The organism is Dehalococcoidales bacterium (assembly GCA_041652735.1).
Lineage (GTDB): Bacteria > Chloroflexota > Dehalococcoidia > Dehalococcoidales > RBG-16-60-22 > RBG-13-51-18.
The window spans coordinates 24,538-41,716 of record JBAZGT010000023.1; the positions used below are offsets into that span (position 1 = coordinate 24,538).

The 17,179-nt window shown below is 58.9% G+C and carries 13 protein-coding genes; 6 read left to right on the forward strand and 7 right to left on the reverse strand.

The features are described from left to right. Positions 1-59 precede the first annotated feature (59 nt). From WC370_08735 to WC370_08760, 6 genes are all read left to right on the forward strand, one after another. The gene (locus WC370_08735; protein MFA5309550.1) at positions 60-1,208 is read left to right on the forward strand and encodes a 1-deoxy-D-xylulose-5-phosphate reductoisomerase; all 1,149 of its coding nucleotides are present in this window, start codon (positions 60-62) and stop codon (positions 1,206-1,208) included. Continuing rightward, a complete protein-coding gene (locus WC370_08740) occupies positions 1,208-2,266 on the forward strand; it encodes a M50 family metallopeptidase (protein ID MFA5309551.1) in 1,059 nt (352 codons plus the stop codon). The genes WC370_08735 and WC370_08740 overlap by 1 nt, the downstream gene beginning before the upstream one ends. A gap of 298 nt (positions 2,267-2,564) precedes the next feature. Then, positions 2,565-3,611 carry a flavodoxin-dependent (E)-4-hydroxy-3-methylbut-2-enyl-diphosphate synthase gene (gene ispG, locus WC370_08745; GenBank protein MFA5309552.1) on the forward strand — a complete coding sequence of 349 codons (1,047 nt, stop codon included), beginning with the start codon at positions 2,565-2,567 and terminating at the stop codon, positions 3,609-3,611. A gap of 462 nt (positions 3,612-4,073) precedes the next feature. Further along, positions 4,074-4,631: a hypothetical protein gene (locus WC370_08750; protein MFA5309553.1), complete on the forward strand. Its 558-nt coding sequence runs from the start codon at positions 4,074-4,076 to the stop codon at positions 4,629-4,631. 96 nt (positions 4,632-4,727) lie between these two features. After that, positions 4,728-5,546 carry a hypothetical protein gene (locus tag WC370_08755; GenBank protein ID MFA5309554.1) on the forward strand — a complete coding sequence of 273 codons (819 nt, stop codon included), beginning with the start codon at positions 4,728-4,730 and terminating at the stop codon, positions 5,544-5,546. A 19-nt stretch (positions 5,547-5,565) separates the two neighbouring features. Further along, on the forward strand, positions 5,566-7,257 hold the full coding sequence (locus tag WC370_08760) for a proline--tRNA ligase (protein ID MFA5309555.1): 1,692 nt from the start codon (positions 5,566-5,568) through the stop codon (positions 7,255-7,257). A 43-nt stretch (positions 7,258-7,300) separates the two neighbouring features. On the opposite strand, the gene WC370_08765 is transcribed toward WC370_08760, so the two are convergent. The 7 genes from WC370_08765 to thrS form a co-directional block, all read right to left on the reverse strand. After that, the gene (locus tag WC370_08765; GenBank protein MFA5309556.1) at positions 7,301-9,769 is read right to left on the reverse strand and encodes a carboxypeptidase regulatory-like domain-containing protein; all 2,469 of its coding nucleotides are present in this window, start codon (positions 9,767-9,769) and stop codon (positions 7,301-7,303) included. 262 nt (positions 9,770-10,031) lie between these two features. Continuing rightward, positions 10,032-12,443: a phenylalanine--tRNA ligase subunit beta gene (gene pheT, locus WC370_08770; protein MFA5309557.1), complete on the reverse strand. Its 2,412-nt coding sequence runs from the start codon at positions 12,441-12,443 to the stop codon at positions 10,032-10,034. A gap of 102 nt (positions 12,444-12,545) precedes the next feature. Further along, complete coding sequence (gene pheS, locus WC370_08775; GenBank protein ID MFA5309558.1) at positions 12,546-13,586, reverse strand: phenylalanine--tRNA ligase subunit alpha; 1,041 nt, start codon at positions 13,584-13,586, stop codon at positions 12,546-12,548. An 86-nt stretch (positions 13,587-13,672) separates the two neighbouring features. Beyond that, positions 13,673-14,032 carry a 50S ribosomal protein L20 gene (gene rplT / locus WC370_08780; protein ID MFA5309559.1) on the reverse strand — a complete coding sequence of 120 codons (360 nt, stop codon included), beginning with the start codon at positions 14,030-14,032 and terminating at the stop codon, positions 13,673-13,675. Positions 14,033-14,050: 18 nt separating this feature from the next. Beyond that, the gene (rpmI, locus tag WC370_08785) at positions 14,051-14,254 is read right to left on the reverse strand and encodes a 50S ribosomal protein L35 (protein MFA5309560.1); all 204 of its coding nucleotides are present in this window, start codon (positions 14,252-14,254) and stop codon (positions 14,051-14,053) included. Beyond that, on the reverse strand, positions 14,241-14,945 hold the full coding sequence (gene infC, locus WC370_08790) for a translation initiation factor IF-3 (GenBank protein MFA5309561.1): 705 nt from the start codon (positions 14,943-14,945) through the stop codon (positions 14,241-14,243). Before infC ends, rpmI begins: the two co-directional genes overlap by 14 nt. A gap of 227 nt (positions 14,946-15,172) precedes the next feature. Next, positions 15,173-16,894: a threonine--tRNA ligase gene (gene thrS / locus WC370_08795; protein MFA5309562.1), complete on the reverse strand. Its 1,722-nt coding sequence runs from the start codon at positions 16,892-16,894 to the stop codon at positions 15,173-15,175. Positions 16,895-17,179: the final 285 nt, after the last annotated feature.

Below are 17,179 nucleotides of genomic sequence, written 5' to 3' on the forward strand. Positions count from 1 at the left end.
ATTACTTGTCACTTTTGTTTATAGCCTCGGCCTCATATTTGTTGTAAGATATAGATATCATGGCTGGTAAGGAAAAACTGCTCGTCGTGCTCGGCTCCACCGGCTCTATCGGGCGGCAGACGCTGGATATCGTCCGCGCGCTCAAGGGGCGCTTTAGGGTAGTGGGGCTGGCCGCCGGCCATAACCTCGACCTGCTGGCGGAGCAGGTGCGGGAGTTCCAGCCGGAATCCGTCAGCTATAACCTGCCCGTCGGTAAATCCAAAACGGATCGTTTTTCGGGCTGCGCCTATCTCTCCCTGGAAGCGATGGCATCTCACCCGGCGGCGGACATCGTCGTGGTGGCCGTGGCCGGGGCGGCCGGTATCGGCGCGGTGCAAGCGGCGGCGCAGGCCGGCAAGCACATCGCATTAGCCAATAAGGAGTCGCTGGTGGCGGCGGGGGAAATCATCACCGCCGCGGTCAAAAAAAACAAGGCCCGCCTCCTCCCCGTGGACAGCGAGCACAGCGCTGTCTGGCAGTGTTTGCGCGGGGAAAAACAGCCGCCCCGCCGCATTATTTTAACCGCCTCCGGCGGCCCCTTCCGGGACTACCCGGCGGCCGGCATGGACGCTATTACCCCGGCGCAGGCGCTGTCCCACCCCTCCTGGAAAATGGGCCCGAAGGTTACTATCGACTCCGCTACCTTGATGAACAAGGGGCTGGAGGTTATCGAGGCGCGCTGGCTCTTTAACCTGGCCTTGGAGCATATTACCGTGCTGGTGCACCCGCAGAGCATCGTCCACTCCATGGTGGAGCTGGCGGACGGCTCGGTCAAGGCTCAATTGGGCCGGCCGGACATGCGCCTGCCCATCCAGTACGCTTTGACTTACCCGGACCGCCTCCCCAATGACGCGCTGCCCGGGCTGGACTGGCCAAGCTTTCCCGACCTGATTTTTGAACAGCCGGACTTAACAAAATTCCCCTGCCTGGGGCTGGCTATTGAGGCGGGGAAAAAGGGCGGCACTTACCCGGCTGTCCTCTGCGCCGCTGATGAAATCGCCGTGGCGCTGTTCTTGTCCGGGAAAATAAAATTCACTGATATTCCCAAAATCGTCTCCGGGACGCTGGAAAAACACGCCGGCGTCTCTCACCCCGCCATTGATGCTATAATGTCCGCGGACGGCTGGGCGCGCCGGACCGCCCGCGCCTTAGCCGGGAGTAATATTTAATGCTGATTACCATACTCGCTGGAATTATCGTCCTGTCCGTGCTCATCCTGGTGCATGAGTTCGGGCACTTTATCATGGCCAAGGCCACCGGCTGCTGGGTCAAGGAGTTCGGCATCGGCTTCCCGCCGCGACTCTGGGGCAAGAAGTACGGCGACACCATCTATTCCATCAACTGGATACCCTTCGGCGGCTTCAACAGTATTTCCGGGGAAGTCGACCCCAAAGAGCCCCGGGCGATGTCCGCCCGCAGCCACGCCGTCCGCCTGCTGGTGCTGGGCGGGGGCATGCTGATGAACCTGATACTGCCCGTGATTCTCCTGGCCGTGGCTTACATGGTCCCCCATGATGTCCTGGCGGGACAGGTCCAGGTCCAGGAGGTTGCCGTTGGTTCTCCGGCGGAAATGGCCGGCATAAAGGTCGGCGATATTATCCTGCGCGTTAACGGTAAGGACGTCACTAACGTGGGCGATTTGTCCCGAGAGACGCAGTTGCACCTGGGCGCGCAGGTCACGATAGAGCTTCAGCACGCCGACGCCGCCATCGAGACCGTCAGCGTGGTGCCGCGCTGGAAACCCCCGGAGGGACAGGGGGCGGTGGGCCTGGCCTCCCAGACGATGGATGGGGTTATTTCCAGTGAGAGCCTGCCGTTCTGGCGGGCGATACCCCGCGGCGTCACCAGCTGCTGGGAAACGCTGGTCTTGTATAAGAACGGCATTATCGGCATGATTATCGGGGCGCAGCCGTTCGTGCCCGCCGGGCCGGTGGGCATCGTCCAGGTTACCGGCGAGGTTGCCCATGCCGGCATCAGCCCGTTGCTGGAGCTGGCGGCCTTTATCAGCATCGCCGTCGCCATCACCCAGCTCATCCCCTTCCCTTCGCTGGACGGCTCGCGGATGCTTTTCGTGGTGGTGGAGTGGCTGCGCAAGGGCAAACGCATCTCCCCTAAAGTGGAAGGCCTTGTGCACTCCGTGGGCTTTATGGTTCTTATCGTGTTCATGGTATTGATAACCTACCAGGATTTAGCCCGCTGGATAACCGGCGGCAGCCTGATTAAGTAGCGGGCGACAGGAATATATCTGTCATCGCGGGGAGCTTTTGGCTATGGGACTGTCCACTGGATCACCTTGGGGTAACTCGTCCTCCTTTCATAAAGGAGGAGTGAGGAGGATTTCCTCTGTCATTGCGGGGAGCACATTCACTTCGTTCAGTGTAAACTCCGCGACGAAGCAATCTCACCGCCTGGCCCTCTCCGCTCACCCTGAGCCTGTAGAAGGGTCCGGCGAAAGCTGGAATCCAGGGGTGGGGAAAAGGGGAGGGGCTTGACACTTGTCCCTTGTTGCTTGAAACTTTAATAAAATGATAAAGAGACGTCTCAGTAAACAAATCGATATCGGCGGCGTAAAAATCGGCGGCGGCGCGCCCATCGCGGTGCAGTCCATGACCAAGACGGACACCCGTGACGCTAAAGCCACCATACGCCAGGTAAAAGCTTTGCGGGAGGTCGGCTGCGAGATAATCCGCGTGGCCGTGCCGGATATGGACGCCGCCCGCGCTATAGTTGACATAAAGAAGGGCATCGAAATCCCGCTGGTGGCGGACATCCACTTTGATTACCGCCTGGCGCTGGCCGCCCTGGAGTCCGGCGCTGACGGCCTCCGCCTTAACCCCGGCAATATCGGCGAGCCGGATAAAGTAAAGAAAGTGACCCTGGCCGCTAAAGAGCGGGGCGTGCCCATCCGCATCGGCCTCAACGCGGGGAGTTTACCCAAAACGGATGACCCGACTCTTACCGTTGCGGCAAGAATGGTGGCTGCCGCCCTGGAGCAGGTGCGGCTCCTGGAAAGCCTGGACTTCGACCTCATTAAAATATCGCTCAAAGCATTCGACGTCCCCACCACCATCGAGGCTTATCGCTCTATCGCGGATAAAGTGCCTTACCCGCTGCACATCGGCATTACGGAGGCCGGCACCCCCCGCACGGGCATTATCAGGAGCGCGGTAGGCATCGGCACTCTGCTCTGGCTGGGTATCGGGGACACCATTCGCGTTTCCCTGACCGCTCCGCCCCGTGAGGAAATCGCCGCCGCTTATGAGATTCTCAAGAGCCTGGACCTGCGGCAGCGCGGGCCGGTCCTCGTTAGCTGCCCCACCTGTGGCCGCACCGAGGCGGACGTGGTAAAATTGGCGCAAGCCGTGGAGAAGCGACTTTTAAAGATAAACAAGCCCATCCGGGTGGCCGTCATGGGCTGCGTGGTCAACGGCCCCGGCGAGGCTAAAGACGCGGACGTGGGCATCGCCTGCGGCCATGGCAAAGGCGTCATCTTTAAAAAAGGGAAAAAGCTGGCGGTGGTGGACGAAAAAGACTACCTTGATGCTTTGATGAAAGAGGTGGAGGAACTTTAATAGTTTTCGTTGTCATTCCGGCGCAGGTAGCATACCCCGTATGTTAATCGGGGCCGGAATCCATCCATTAGCATTATTATTCGGAGTAATTCGTCCTCCTTTAATACAGACGTACAAAGGATGAAGGGAAAAATAGAAGTTAATCCGCATTCTGCAATCTATCGTCCCTCTCCCTGCCAGCGGGGAGAGGGAAAAGAGGCAGAGGGGTTGGTACAATCATCCTCTCCCCTTTCGTAAAGTCGCAGATTCCGCATGAACGCAGTAAATCGGAAGGAGATTAAGGGAGGGATCCAAGTTTATGCCTCTCCCTGGATGGGAGAAGCCGGGTGAAAAACTGGTAAACGAAAATCTCCCTTAATCCCTCTTTTTCAAAGAGGGACAATCCATTTTCTCCCTTTGAAAAAGGGAGAGTTAGAGAAGGATTTTTAAAACGCTAATGAGAGAGATTAAGGGTTTTTTAACATGAAAAAACTAATCATTATCCTTGCCGCCCTCCTCCTCATCCTCCTCTCCGCCTGTGGGTCCGCGGGACACGGTACTCCCATCCCCGCCGGCAGCCTGCCCGCGTCAACTGTGGAAGCCGCGGACGATATTGTTTTCACGCCGGGCGGCGGAGCCTACCGCGCCAATGTCCTGGGCGCGGGTGGGGAAAATCCCTGGCCGCTGGTGCCGGTGGCCGTTACTTACTGGACACAGGACCAGGACACCATTTCCGTGCTTTACCGCCCGGACATGGATGCTAAAGCCGGGGAGTCCCACACGGATATCATTCTGGTGAGCGGAGAGAACAAGTCCGACCTTTCCACCCACCAGCTCAAGCTTTATGCCGATAGCGTGCCGGCAGGCATCACAATCACGGATGCACAGACTGCGATAGGGCGTCCCGGCGTTTCCGGTACGGTGCTGGTGGTGACGGTGTCCCCCCAGACCGCCCCCGGTAAATATGTTTTTGACATCGGTATCGAGCTGGATGGCAAGTACTACGGCTCTGTTTCCTGCACCGTAAACGTTACGGCATAGACTTTGGCGGATTTATACATAACAACGGCCGCCCTGAAAACGGGCTTCCTCGTAAAATCACAAAATAGGGTATAATTGGTACAAAGGAATATTGTTGTGAAAAAAGGTATATTATCTATCGTCCTGGCCGTCCTGCTGTTGCTCCCGGCCGTCTTTACCGGCTGTTCCGGCAGCAGCGGCGGCGGCGTTGCCCAGTCTGACTACGATAGCCTGAAAACGCAGCTTGAAGCCGTGCAGTCTCAACTGGCCCAGGCGCAGCAAGAAAACCTGGACGCAGCCGCTCGGGAGCAGTCTGACGCGGCGCTGATAGCCGGCCTGGAACAGCAAATCGCTGGTCTCCGGGCCCAGTACGAGTATGAGGGGCTGACCACTGAAGAGCTGGTGGCCCGGATCATTAGAATCTACCATGACACCCATTCTTACCAGGAAAACATTTACGATTGTAATGACATGTCCGCTGATGTCTGGGATATCCTGCAAAAGCAGGGTATCGGCTCCCTCCTGGCCGTCGGCGATATTTACAATCAGATAACGGATATTATCCAGAGCGACCACGCCTGGGTGCTGGCGCAGGTCGCCCCCGGCGATTACCTGGCGCTGGAGACTACCGGCGGCTATGTCGTCACCCGCGCGGAAAACCCCGCCTACTACCGCTGCTGGGTATTCCGCACCCCCGCGGACGTCGCCGCCTATCAGAATCTGGTCGCTCAATATAATGAGGTCGTCCGCCTGGGCGAATCGCTGGCGCAGGAAGAGGTCCGCGTGGTCGACCTCTATAACGCTTCGCAAAATCAGGCCGAGGCGGATAAGTGGCTGGCCGCCCATGACGAGCTGGTCGACCTTATGGCGCAGATGCAGGCCGAGCTGGATTGGATTCATCGCCAGATTGATGCCCTGGTTACCGTATTTTATTAACGATTTTTAGGAGTTTTTCGTGCGTATTTCAAAGCTGCTCAGCAAGACCTTGAGAGAAGTCCCCGCCGATGCGGATACCATCAGCCACCAGTACCTGGTGCGCGCCGGCATGATCAACCAGCTCGCCGCCGGTGTCTATACCTACCTGCCGCTGGGCTGGCGCGTGCTGAAAAAGATAGAAAACATCGTCCGTGACGAGATGAATAAGGCCGGCGGGCAGGAGCTGAATATGCCGGTGCTCCAGCCCAGCGAGCTGTGGCAGCTTTCCGGGCGCGACCAGGGTATGAGCGACGTCCTGTTTCACCTCTTCGACCGCCGTGAGCGCAAGCTGACCCTCGGCCCCACCCACGAGGAGGTCGTAACCCAGCTGGCCTCCCGCTATATCCAGAGCTACCGTGACCTCCCCCAGATGCTCTACCAGATACAGGTCAAGTTCCGTGACGAGCCCCGCGCCCGCGGCGGGCTTATCCGCGCGCGCGAGTTTTTAATGAAGGACGCCTATAGCTTTGACGTGGACGAAGCCGCCCTGGACTCCGCCTACGAAAGTATGGTGCAGGCCTACAAGAACGTCTATACCCGCTGCGGCCTGTCCTTTCTCATGGTGGAAGCGGATAGCGGCGCCATCGGCGGCAAGGACTCCAAAGAGTTTATGGTTATCACCGCCAGCGGTGAGGATGAAGTCATTTCCTGCCCCTCCTGCGGCTACGCCGCCAACGCGGAAAAGGCCGTCAGCGTCAAGAAAAAGTTCGAGGGTGAAAATCCCCTGCCGATTGAAGAAGTCGCTACCCCCGGCCTGAAGACTATTGAAGATGTGGCCGGTTTTCTCAAGGTTTCTCCTTCCCGTACGCTGAAAGCCGTCTTCTACGTGGCGGACGGGCAGTTCGTCTTTGGCGTCATCCGCGGCGACCTCGCGGTGAATGAAATCAAGCTCAAGAACCACCTGCACTGCGTTGACCTCCGCCTGGCCACCGGGGCGGAGGTTATTGAGGCCGGTATCGTCCCCGGCTCCGCTTCGCCGGTGGGGCTGAAGGGCATTAAGGTTATCGCTGACGACTCCGTTACCACCGGCGGGAATTACGTGGCCGGCGGCAATAAAAAGGACACCCACCTAAAAAACGTGAACTACCCGCGTGATTTCAAGGCGGACATCGTGGCGGATATCGCTTTGACCCGCGCCGGGGACAAGTGCATTAAGTGCGGCGCCGCGCTGTCCTCCACCCGCGGCATTGAGGTGGGGCATATCTTCAAACTGCTGACCGTGTATAGCGAAAAATTCAACGCCGCGTTTATTGACGAAAAGGGCGGGTCAAAACCCATCGTCATGGGCTGCTACGGACTGGGGCTGAGCCGTCTCCTGGCCGCCGCCGTGGAGCAGAACCACGATGACAAAGGCATTATCTGGCCGCTGCCCATCGCCCCTTACCAGGTCTATCTCTGCCCTTTATACCGGGAAGGCGCCAGGGTGGCCGAGGTGGCGGAAAAGCTTTACGCCGACCTCTCCGCCGCCGGTATCGAGGTCCTTTTCGACGATAGGGAAGCCGCCCCCGGCGTCAAGTTCAATGACGCGGACCTGCTCGGCATCCCCTTCCGCGTTACCGTCAGCCCCCGCACTTTGGAGAAAGATAGCGTGGAGTTCAAAAAGCGCGCGGCAAAAGCCCCGGAAATCATCCCGCTGGCGGAGATAGCCGGGATGCTGCAAAAGCTGCTCTAGCACCCCGGCTGCTTTTCTCTATTACATTCGGCTGGATCTGCCCCTAGTCTTCGGGCAGGTAGCCCAGCTTGACCTTTTTGGCCGCTGTCTGCTGCTTGTTTGCTTCCCCTACCTCGAAGGTGCCCGGTTCTACGCCGGGCAGGCGGTAGACCCCTTTGGCGTCGGTATGCGTCAGGTAAACGGTCTTGGTTTTAACGTCCGTTACCGTTACCAGCTGGTTCGCCATGACCTTGCCGCGGGTGTCCTGGATGGTGCCCCCCACCCTTTTCAGGTAGGGCTGCAGGAACAGCGCCTTCTCGGTGATGGTGTTCGCGTTAACGTAGACCGAGCCTTTCGCCCGGCCGTGCTGGCATTCTGCCTGGATTTGGTAGGGTCCGGGGGCGATGTCTTTGAACGAAAAACGGCCCCGGGTATTCACCTTGGTCGCGTAGGTGAATCCGGGCTGCTTCATGTTATCGATGGTTACGCTGCCTTCTTTGACCGGCAGGCGCGCCCGACTGAAGATGTGGCCTTCAAGCCGCCCCCTGGCTATTTCCACGGTAAAAGTGACGCCCCCCAGCACCGCCGGGGCGGGTTTGTCGCGCCTGACTATCACCGGGAAGCGGATTTTATCTCCCACCTCGGCCTCGGCGTTCAGGTTGAAGCGCACGGTGATTACCTGCGTCTGTCCCGGTTTCATCTTCAGCCCCCGCAGCGCTTCGGCCTTCTCGATTTCCGGCGTGATGTGCTTCGTCCCCGGTTCCACCTTGCCTACCGCGATGGTCAGCACGGCCTCTTTCTCGAAATCGTTGCGCACCTCCATCGTCCGGATGATGGTCTTCACCGGGTTGGTGTTGCCCGGGGCGCCGTAAGCGGGGTCGACGTTGCGCTGCGCCTGGTTGTCGTCGCTGGTAATCGGGGCGCCCCAGAACATCGCGGGGTCCAGAATGCAGCTGGCCCGCACCATGATGCAGTGGTGGATGAGCGGGCTGGGGAAGTCCCAGTCCACATAGGCGTAGCCGTGCTGCCCGGGGTTGATGAAATCGTCTATGTAGCCGGTGCCGATGAGCGAGGTGCCCCCGCCCACCCCGGAAGATGTTACCCGGAACTCGACGCTCACATTACGCATCGGCGCGCAGCCGGTGTTATGCACCCGGGCGACCATCCGGTTGATGGTGTCCGGGTGGTAGTAGTCGGCCCAGTAGAACGGGCTGGCCGGCCAGGAGGTGGCGTCGCTCGGTGTGACCGCGGGGTCGTTGAGAAACACGTCCGGGCTTTCCCACCAGGATGGCGTGCCGTCCTCGACATCGATATGCGGCAGTCCCCAGTACATTGAGCCGCCGATGCCCGCGGCGGACTCCCCCCACTGGGGCGTTTCGTACCCGCCGATGGTGGCGTAGTGGTAGGTCTCCATCATCGTTTTAACGTAGTTGAAGGCCTCCTGGGCGCACACGCCGTCGTTGAGGTCGGTGTCCTGGGCGTCGATGATTCCGGCGCTGTAGCCGGGTAAAGTGGCCGGTATCGGGGCCGGGAAGGTCGCGTCCGGGAAGTCCCAGTTGAGCGCCGTGCACAGGACGACGGAGAAGTAGCCGTGCGACCCCGTGGACGCCGGCCAGCCGGACTCGGTGTCTTTGCAGGTGGTCATGATGGATATGTGCGTCGGCCCGGTGGAGCCGAGCACATCATCTATGAACCCGCCGCTGTGGCACTGGTTCATCGCCACGATAAGGTCGCCGCAGTGGATATTGTTCAGTTTGGCCGCCATCTGGTAATCGTAATAGCTGCCCCATGAAGGCCAGAGGCAGAGTGAGGAGTTGGTTCCGTCGTTGTCCCCGTGATTGAAGGTGTAGAGGAAGAGCGAGTCGTCCGCGCCCAGCGGGTGGGCGCCCCCGGCGGCGTAGGCATCCAGCGCCGCGTTGATGCCGGCCGCCGTGCCGTCGTAGTCGACGGGGAGATCGGCGTAGCTGGTGCCGTCGCCCATCGCCACGGCGATGTTGGCGGGGTCGTAGCCGTACCGCTCCACCAGTATCTGGTACATGTTGGCGAAATCGTTGTAGAAATCTACCATGTTGTTCATCCCGGCGATGAGCAGGGCGTGGCGGTGCGGCGCGCAGGTGCTGGTCAGGTCGTAGGAGATGGAGGTGGGGCCGTCCTGCCTGGGCGCCGCTTCACCGGCTAAAAAATCGTCTTTTTCCTTCGGTTTCAGGTGCGGCAGGTCCGGGATGTGCAGCGCCTCCAGCTCTTTGGCCGCCTCGGGCGCCTCCAGCGGGAATTTTTCGATGATGGTGGTCACCTTGCCGCTGCCGGTTTCGTAAAGCTCGTAGCGGACAGGGTGCGTCCAGTAGGCGCCGGGCTCCTCGTCGATAAACACCAGGAAAGACTCCTTGCCTACCGTGTATTTGTTGGGCCCGATTACCAGTTGCGTCTTGGCCTCCAGCGGGCGTACCAGGTAGTGCAGGGACCGGCGGGTAAACCATTCCTTTTCTTTGTCCAGGCGTCGTAGAAGTTGCTTCCTGAGCTCCTCGATAGTCATAATCTTCGGCCTCCTCAAGCCTGAATATAGTTCCCGGCTGATGCCGGGTGTCTAGAAAATAGCACTAATGATGCAATATGTCAATCCCCCTCCCCCTTTACCCGTATGTCATCCTGAGCAACGCGAAGGATATCGGGGAGGCGTGGCTAAAAATCCCCCCCCAAATAAAAAGAGGGACTTATTCCTAAGTCCCTCCCTCAAACTACCAACTACTAATTACTAATTACTAATTACTAATTACTAATTACTAATTACTCTCCCTCTACCCCCTCAGCCCCGCCCCCAGCTCTTTTGTCAGCCGCGCCAGCACCTGCTCCTGCACCTTGTTCACCGTCTCGTCGGTCAGGGTCTGGTCGGGTGACTGGTATTCCAGCCGGTAGGCTAAAGACTTTTTCCCCGCCGCCACCTGTTTCCCCGCGTAAACGTCGAAAAGCGCCACGCTGGTAATCAGGGAGAAGCCCTTTAGAATGTCCAGTATCTGCCGGTTGGTGACGTCCGCGTCTACCACCAGCGCCAGGTCCCGCACGATGCTGGGGAACCGCGGCACCGGCTTGTACGTTTTCTGGCCGATGGCGCTCAGCAGCCCCGCCAGGTCTATCTCCATCAGGCACACCGTGCCCTCTATCTCGAAAGCGTTGGCCACCCTGGGGTGTATCTCGCCGATGACCCCGATAGCTTTCTTGCCGCCCTTGCCTCCCGGCACCACCGCCGCCTGCCGGTTGGGATGCAGCCCTTCGTCCTGGCTGTTCTCGAAGCTGACGGTCACGCCCAGGTTCTGTAATAGCCCCTCCGCCGCCCCCTTCACGTCATAAAAATCGTAATTGCCTTCGCCGCCGCCCAGCCATGATTGCGCCGCCCGGCCGCCGTTCATGATGCCGCACAGCACCTCCGGCTCCCGCGGTAAATCGTTGCCGTTGGCGATGTATATTTTCCCTGTCTCGAACAGCTTGATGCCCCCGTCCTCGTGGCGGCGGTTGGCGGCCAGCGTGGCCAGCAAATTGGGGCGCAGGCTGAAACGTAAATACTCCTGGTCGGCCGTCATGGGGTTGGCCACGCGCGGCGGCATCGGCTGCGGGTCGTGCGCCTCCCCGAAGATGTTGTGCATCACTTCCCCGCCGGTCAGGGTATAGTTCACGACTTCCTGGAAGCCGAAGCCGGTCAAAGTGCGCCGTATTTTCTGACGCAGCGCGTATTCCGGGTTGGCGTCCGGCGCCGGCAGAGGGTCGGTGAAAAGGGTGGCGGGTATCCGGTCGTAGCCGTAGTAGCGGGCGACCTCTTCGATTAAATCCACTTCGATTTTGATATCGCTGCGCCAGTAGGGCGCGGTTGTCATAATCTTATGGCCGTCCGTGGTGCACTTGAACCCGAAAGCCTCCAGCCCTTGCTTGATTTCCTCCAGGCTGTAGCCCACGCCCAGGACGCGCTTTACCTTTTCCGGCGTCGTGGCGATGATTTTCGGCTCTTTCTTACCCGGGTAAACATCCGCGATGCCTTTGGCGACTTTCCCCCCGCCCAGCTCCAGCATGAGCTGCGTGGCGTGTTTCAGGGCGGGTATGGTCAACCCGGCGCTGATGCCCCGCTCGAACCTGGCCGAGGCTTCGCTCATCAGCCCGAGTTGCCGGCTGGTGTAATGCAGGCTGGCCGCTTTGAAGCTGGCGGCTTCCAGCAGGATATTGGTGGTGCTGTCCGTCACTTCGCTGTTGAGGCCTCCCATCACCCCGCCGATGGCTACCGTCCGCTCGCCGTCGGCGATGACCAGCATCTGTGAGGTAAGCTGGCGCTCGTTGCCGTCCAGGGTGTAGAACTTTTCCCCCTCCCCGGCCCGCCTCACGATGATTTTCTTGCCCTTCAGTCTATCGTAGTCGAACGAGTGCAGCGGCTGGCCGTATTCCAGCATGATGTAATTGGTGATATCCACGATGTTGTTGATCGGCCGCTGCCCGGCGGCGGTGAGCCGCTCTTGCAGCCATGCCGGCGACTCTTTAATGGTGACGCCGGTAATCAGGCTGGCGCAGTAGCGCGGGCAGAGCTCGCTGTCCTTTATCTCGATGATAATATGTTTTTCGATAGCCTCGCCGGTTTCCGGGTAGCTTGCGTCCGGGACACGCGCCGGCTGCCCGCAGATGGCGGCGACCTCCCTGGCCACGCCGGTCACGGAAAGGCAGTCCGGCCGGTTGGCGGTGATATCGATGTTCAGGACGGTGTCCCCCATGAAGTCGGCCAGCGGTGTGCCCGCCGCCGCCTCCCTGGAGAGCACCAGGATGCCTTCGTGGCTGTCCGATATCCCCAGCTCCCTCTCCGAGCAAATCATGCCCTTGGAGACCACGCCGCGTATCTTGGCGGGCTTGAGCTCCTCCGCCTTGCCGTTTTCCGGGTTGGTGAGTTTGGCGCCCACCCTGGCAAAGGCTATCTTGTCCCCGATGGTTAAATTCGGCGCGCCGCAGACCACCGTTTCCTGTTCCGTCCCCAGGCTGACCGTGGCCAAACGCAGCCGGTCGGCGTTGGGGTGGGGCTCTATCGCCACTATCTCCCCCGCGAAAATGTTGTCCCAGCTCCCGCCGGTGCTGATAATCTCGCTTACTTCCAGCCCGGCCAGCGTCAGCCTTTTGGCCAGCTCCGCCGTCGGCAGGGTAATCTTTACATAATCCTTAAGCCACTTTAACGGTACTTTCATGATAGTTTAAAGTTTACAGTGAACAGTTTTCAGTTTCCCCGCCCCTTTTCCCCAACTCTCAACTGTGAACTCCTCCCTTTCCCCAGAACTGTCAACTTCCTCTTAGAACTGCCTTAAAAATCTCAAGTCGTTATTATAAAATAGCCGCATGTCCTCGATGCCGTAGCGCAGCATGGGCATGCGTTCCAGCCCCATCCCGAAGGCGAAGCTGGTATATTCCTCCGGGTCGATGCCGCCCCGCCGCAATACCTCCGGGTGGGTCATGCCGCACCCCAGTATCTCCAGCCAGCCGCTGTTGCCGCAGAAACGGCAGCCGCCGCCGTGGCAGGCGCCGCACTCTATCGCTATTTCCCCGCCCGGCTCCACGAAGGGGAAGAAATCGGTGCGGAACCTGGCCTGGCGTTTGTCCCCGAAGTACCGCCGCACGAACTCGAACAGCACGCCCTTGAGGTCGCCCATGGTGATGTTTTTATCCACCGCCAGCCCGTCCATGTTGTGGTAGATGTTCAGGTGGGTGGCGTTGACCTGCTCGTAGCGGTACACCCGCGCCGGCTGGATGGTGCGGATAGGCGGTTTCATGCTTTCCACCACGCGCGCGCTGATGGCAGTGCCGTGCGTCCGCAGCACCTTGCGCCCCTTTTCCCCCGGCGGCTCGTCGATCTGGTAGGAGTTCATGTTGTCCCGCGCCGGGTGCTCGGCGGGCATGTTCAGCGCCTCGAAGTTATAATAGTCCCACTCCACGTCCGGGCCTTCCTTGACCTGGAAGCCGAGCGAGATGAAAATATCGCAGATTTCCTCGATGGTCTGGGTGATGATATGCTGGTGTCCCGGGCTTTGCGGCCGACCCGGCAGGCTGATGTCTATGGATTCTTTCTGCGCCGCCGTGGTCAGTTGTGCCTCGCGCAGCGCCTGGCCCTTTTCCTCGGCGCTGGTTTCCAGTAAGTCCTTGAGCTGGTTGGCGGCGGCGCCCACCTCTTTGCGCGCCTCGATGGACAGCCCCGCCAGGCCGCGCAGGATTTGCGTCAGCGGGCTTTTCTTGCCCAGGTAATGGACGCGCCAGGCCTCCAGCGCCTTGGCGTCTGTAATGTCGCCCAGCTCTTTAAGGGCGGTGGCCTTTAGTTCCGCTATGCTTATATCATTCATTTTCTTACGCCTGCTACAAAAATCCCCTTCCGCTGCGAGAGGGGAAGGGGACTGATTATCTGGTGTTCCGGTGGGTGCCCGGGCGTTTAGTCGGCGCCTTTCCCTCCTGCGATAGTGACCAGGCTGCTAAAGTGCTGCGGTTCCTTCACGGCCATGTCCGCCAGCGTTTTCCGGTCCAGCTCGATGCCGGCCTTTTTCAGCCCGTTGATGAACTGGCTGTAGGTCATGCCCTGGGCGCGGCAGGCGGCGTTGACGCGGATTATCCAGAGTCGGCGGAAATCGCCCTTGCGTTCGCGCCGGTGGAAATAGGCGTAGCTCAACGAGTGCAGCATGGCCTCGGTGGCGCGTTTGATCAGGCGGTGACGGGTGGCGCGCTGGCCCTTGGTAATGGCCAGGACTTTCTTATGTTTGTGGTGTGAGACCACACCTCTTTTTACTCTAGGCATGTTACTATTACTCCCGTTCTATTTCACCCCGTTGGGTATTAGCCTCGATATGCGCTTGCGGTCGGCGGCGTTCAATTCAATCATCTCGTCGAACTGCCGGCGTACCCGTTTGGCTTTATGGACGCGCAGGTGGCTTTTGGGGCCTTTTACCCGCATCATTTTGCCGGTGCCGGTTATCTTGATGCGGTCCTTGGCGCCTTTGTGTGTCTTAAGCTTTGGCATGCTGGGTTTCCTTCTCTTCCGTTTTTACGGCCGGGGCAGCTTCTGCTTTCACCGCCGTTTTAGTTTCCGTTTTTACTTCCGGTTTCGCTTCCGTTTTTGCGGCCGGTTTCGTTTCCGCTTTAGCGGCCGGTTTGGTCTCTGCTTTGGCCTCTGGCTTGGTTTCCGGTTTGGTCTTGGGCTTGACGCCTAAAGGCGCCATGATGATATCCATCCTCCTGCCCTCCATGACCGGCTGCCTTTCCAGCACGCCGACCTCCTTGAGGGTTTCCGCCATGCGCTGTAATATCTTCCAGCCCAGGTCGGGGTGCGTTATTTCCCGTCCCCGGAACATCAGCGTTACTTTTACTTTGGAGCCGTCGGCCAGGAGCTTGCTGGCTATCTTGGCTTTAAAATCAAAATCGTGGACGCCTATCTTGGGTCGGAGGCGTATCTCACGGAGCAGGACTACTTTTTGGCTTTTCCTGGACTGCTGCTCTTTTTTCTGCTGTTCGTACTTGAACTTTCCGTAATCGAGAAGGCGGCAGACAGGGGGTACGGAAGTGGGCGCAACTTCGACGATGTCCAGGTTGCTCTTTTTCGCCAGTTCCCTTGCCTGTACCAGGGGCATAACGCCGAGTTGTTCGCCTTTTTCACCTACCAGGCGGACTTCTCTGGCTATTATTCGCTCGTTGACACGTAGTTGTTTAATTATAAGCTTTCATTCCTCCTCTGTTACAGGTATCCTACGAACAAAAACTATACCATATTTTTATCAGGGAAATCAACCCCCTGTGCCTGTCGCCCATGTGGATACCGCTCATGGTGAGTATGTCGAACCATAGCGGTGACTAGAATCCACCCCTCGGCGGGTTTGGTAGGAGAGGAGAAATAACTGAATCTCCAGTCGCGTAATAATATAGGGAATGTTAACTGCTGCTTTTACGCCTTGTCGGCGATTTCTTTCACCAGCGCCTCGATGAAGCTCGCCAGGGGCTGGACGGGCAGTTGCTCGCCGCTGCGGCGCCGCACGGAAACGGTATTGTCCGCCGCCTCTTTATCCCCGAGGATGACCATGTAGGGGATTTTCTCCATCTGCGCCATGCGTATTTTCAGGTTCATCCGCTCGGAGCGGTCGTCAATCTCCGCCCGTATTCCCTTCCCCTTCATCGTCTCCACCACTCTGGCGGCGTGCCCGTTATGCCGGTCGGACACGGGGATGACCTTTACCTGGACGGGCGAAAGCCAGAGGGGGAAAGCGCCGGCGTAATGCTCGATGAGCAGCCCGAAAAAGCGTTCCAGCGAGCCGAAAAGGGCGCGGTGTATCATGTAAGGCCGGTGTTCCTTGCCGTCCGCCCCGGCGTAAACCAGGTCAAAACGTTCCGGCTCGTTAAAGTCGAACTGGATGGTGGTGGTCTGCCATTCGCGGCCCAGCGCGTCCTCGATTTTGATATCGATTTTTGGGCCGTAGAAGGCGCCGCCGCCTTCGTCCACGCGGTATTCCAGCTTGTTTTCATCAATCACGCGGCGCAGGGCTTCCTGGGCATCTTCCCACAGTTTGGTGTCACCGATGGCGTCAGAAGGACGGGTGGAAAGGTAGACCTTGAACTTGTCAAACCCGAAGGCACGCTGGATATGCAGGGAAAAGCGCAGTACCTCGGAGACCTCGGAATTCATCTGTTCGGGAGTGCAGATAATATGGGCGTCATCCTGGGTGAAGCCGCGCACCCGCATCAGTCCGGAAAGGGTGCCGGAGCGTTCGTAGCGGTACACGGTGCCCAGCTCCGCCCAGCGTAAAGGCAGGTCCCGGTAGGAGCGGGTTCTGGCTTTGTAGGCCAGCATATGGAAGGGGCAGTTCATCGGCTTGATGTAGTACTGCTGCTCGTCGATGGTCATGGGGGAATACATGTTTTCCTGGTAAAAGCCCAGGTGCCCGCTGGTTTCCCAGAGGTGGCTTAGACCGATATGCGGGGTATAGAGAATTTCATAGCCGTTGGCGAAGTGCTCGGCGCGCCAGTAGTCTTCAATGACGGTGCGCACCCGTCCTCCCTTGGGGGTGTAAATAACCAGCCCTCCCCCGATTTCCTCCGGGATGATGAAAAGTTCCAGGTCTTTGCCCAGCTTGCGGTGGTCGCGTTTTTTAGCTTCTTCCAGCCTGGTAAAGTATTCGTCCAGTTCCGCTTTGGTATTGAATGCCAGGCCGTAGACGCGCTGGAGCATGGTATTATGCTCGTCACCGCGCCAGTAGGCCCCGGCGATGCTGGTTAACTTGAAAGCCCCGATTTCCCCGGTGGCATCCACGTGCGGCCCGCGGCAGAGGTCGGTAAACCCGCCCTGCTGGTAAACGCCCACCTTATCGTCCTCGATGTCTGCCAGCAGCTCCAGCTTGTATGGCTGTCCGGCGAAGAGCTTTTTCGCCTCGTCCTTGGTGATATCCCGCCGCGTGAAGGGCAGGTTGGCTTTAATGATTTCTCCCATCTTCTTCTCGATGACCGGCAAGTCGTCCGGCGTTAGCGGTCGCGGTAAATCGAAGTCGTAATAAAAGCCGTCGTCTATCGCCGGCCCGATGGCGAACTTGGCGTCCGGCATCATGGAAAGTACCGCTTCCGCCATCACGTGGGATGCGGAATGGCGCATGGTGTCTAAATCGTGCTGCTTACTCATCAGACCTATTATATCAGCGTTCAGCTTCGTACGCAATTGCAGTCGACCGGTTTTATCATTCTGCGCCTAAGCCTCCAGGTAAAACAAAGGTGCGGCCAGGCGTCTTGAAGTTGAAACGTATTGGCGTCTCCCTCCCTGCCAGCGGGGAGGGAGAAAAGAGGTACAGACCGGGTACAATGGTAACAAAATAGACCGGGCACATGGGTTACAGATAAGGTATTGGTGGAGGTGCGCCGATGCCTTGGAAAGAGACCTGTGCCATGGATGAGAAAGTGCAAATGATTG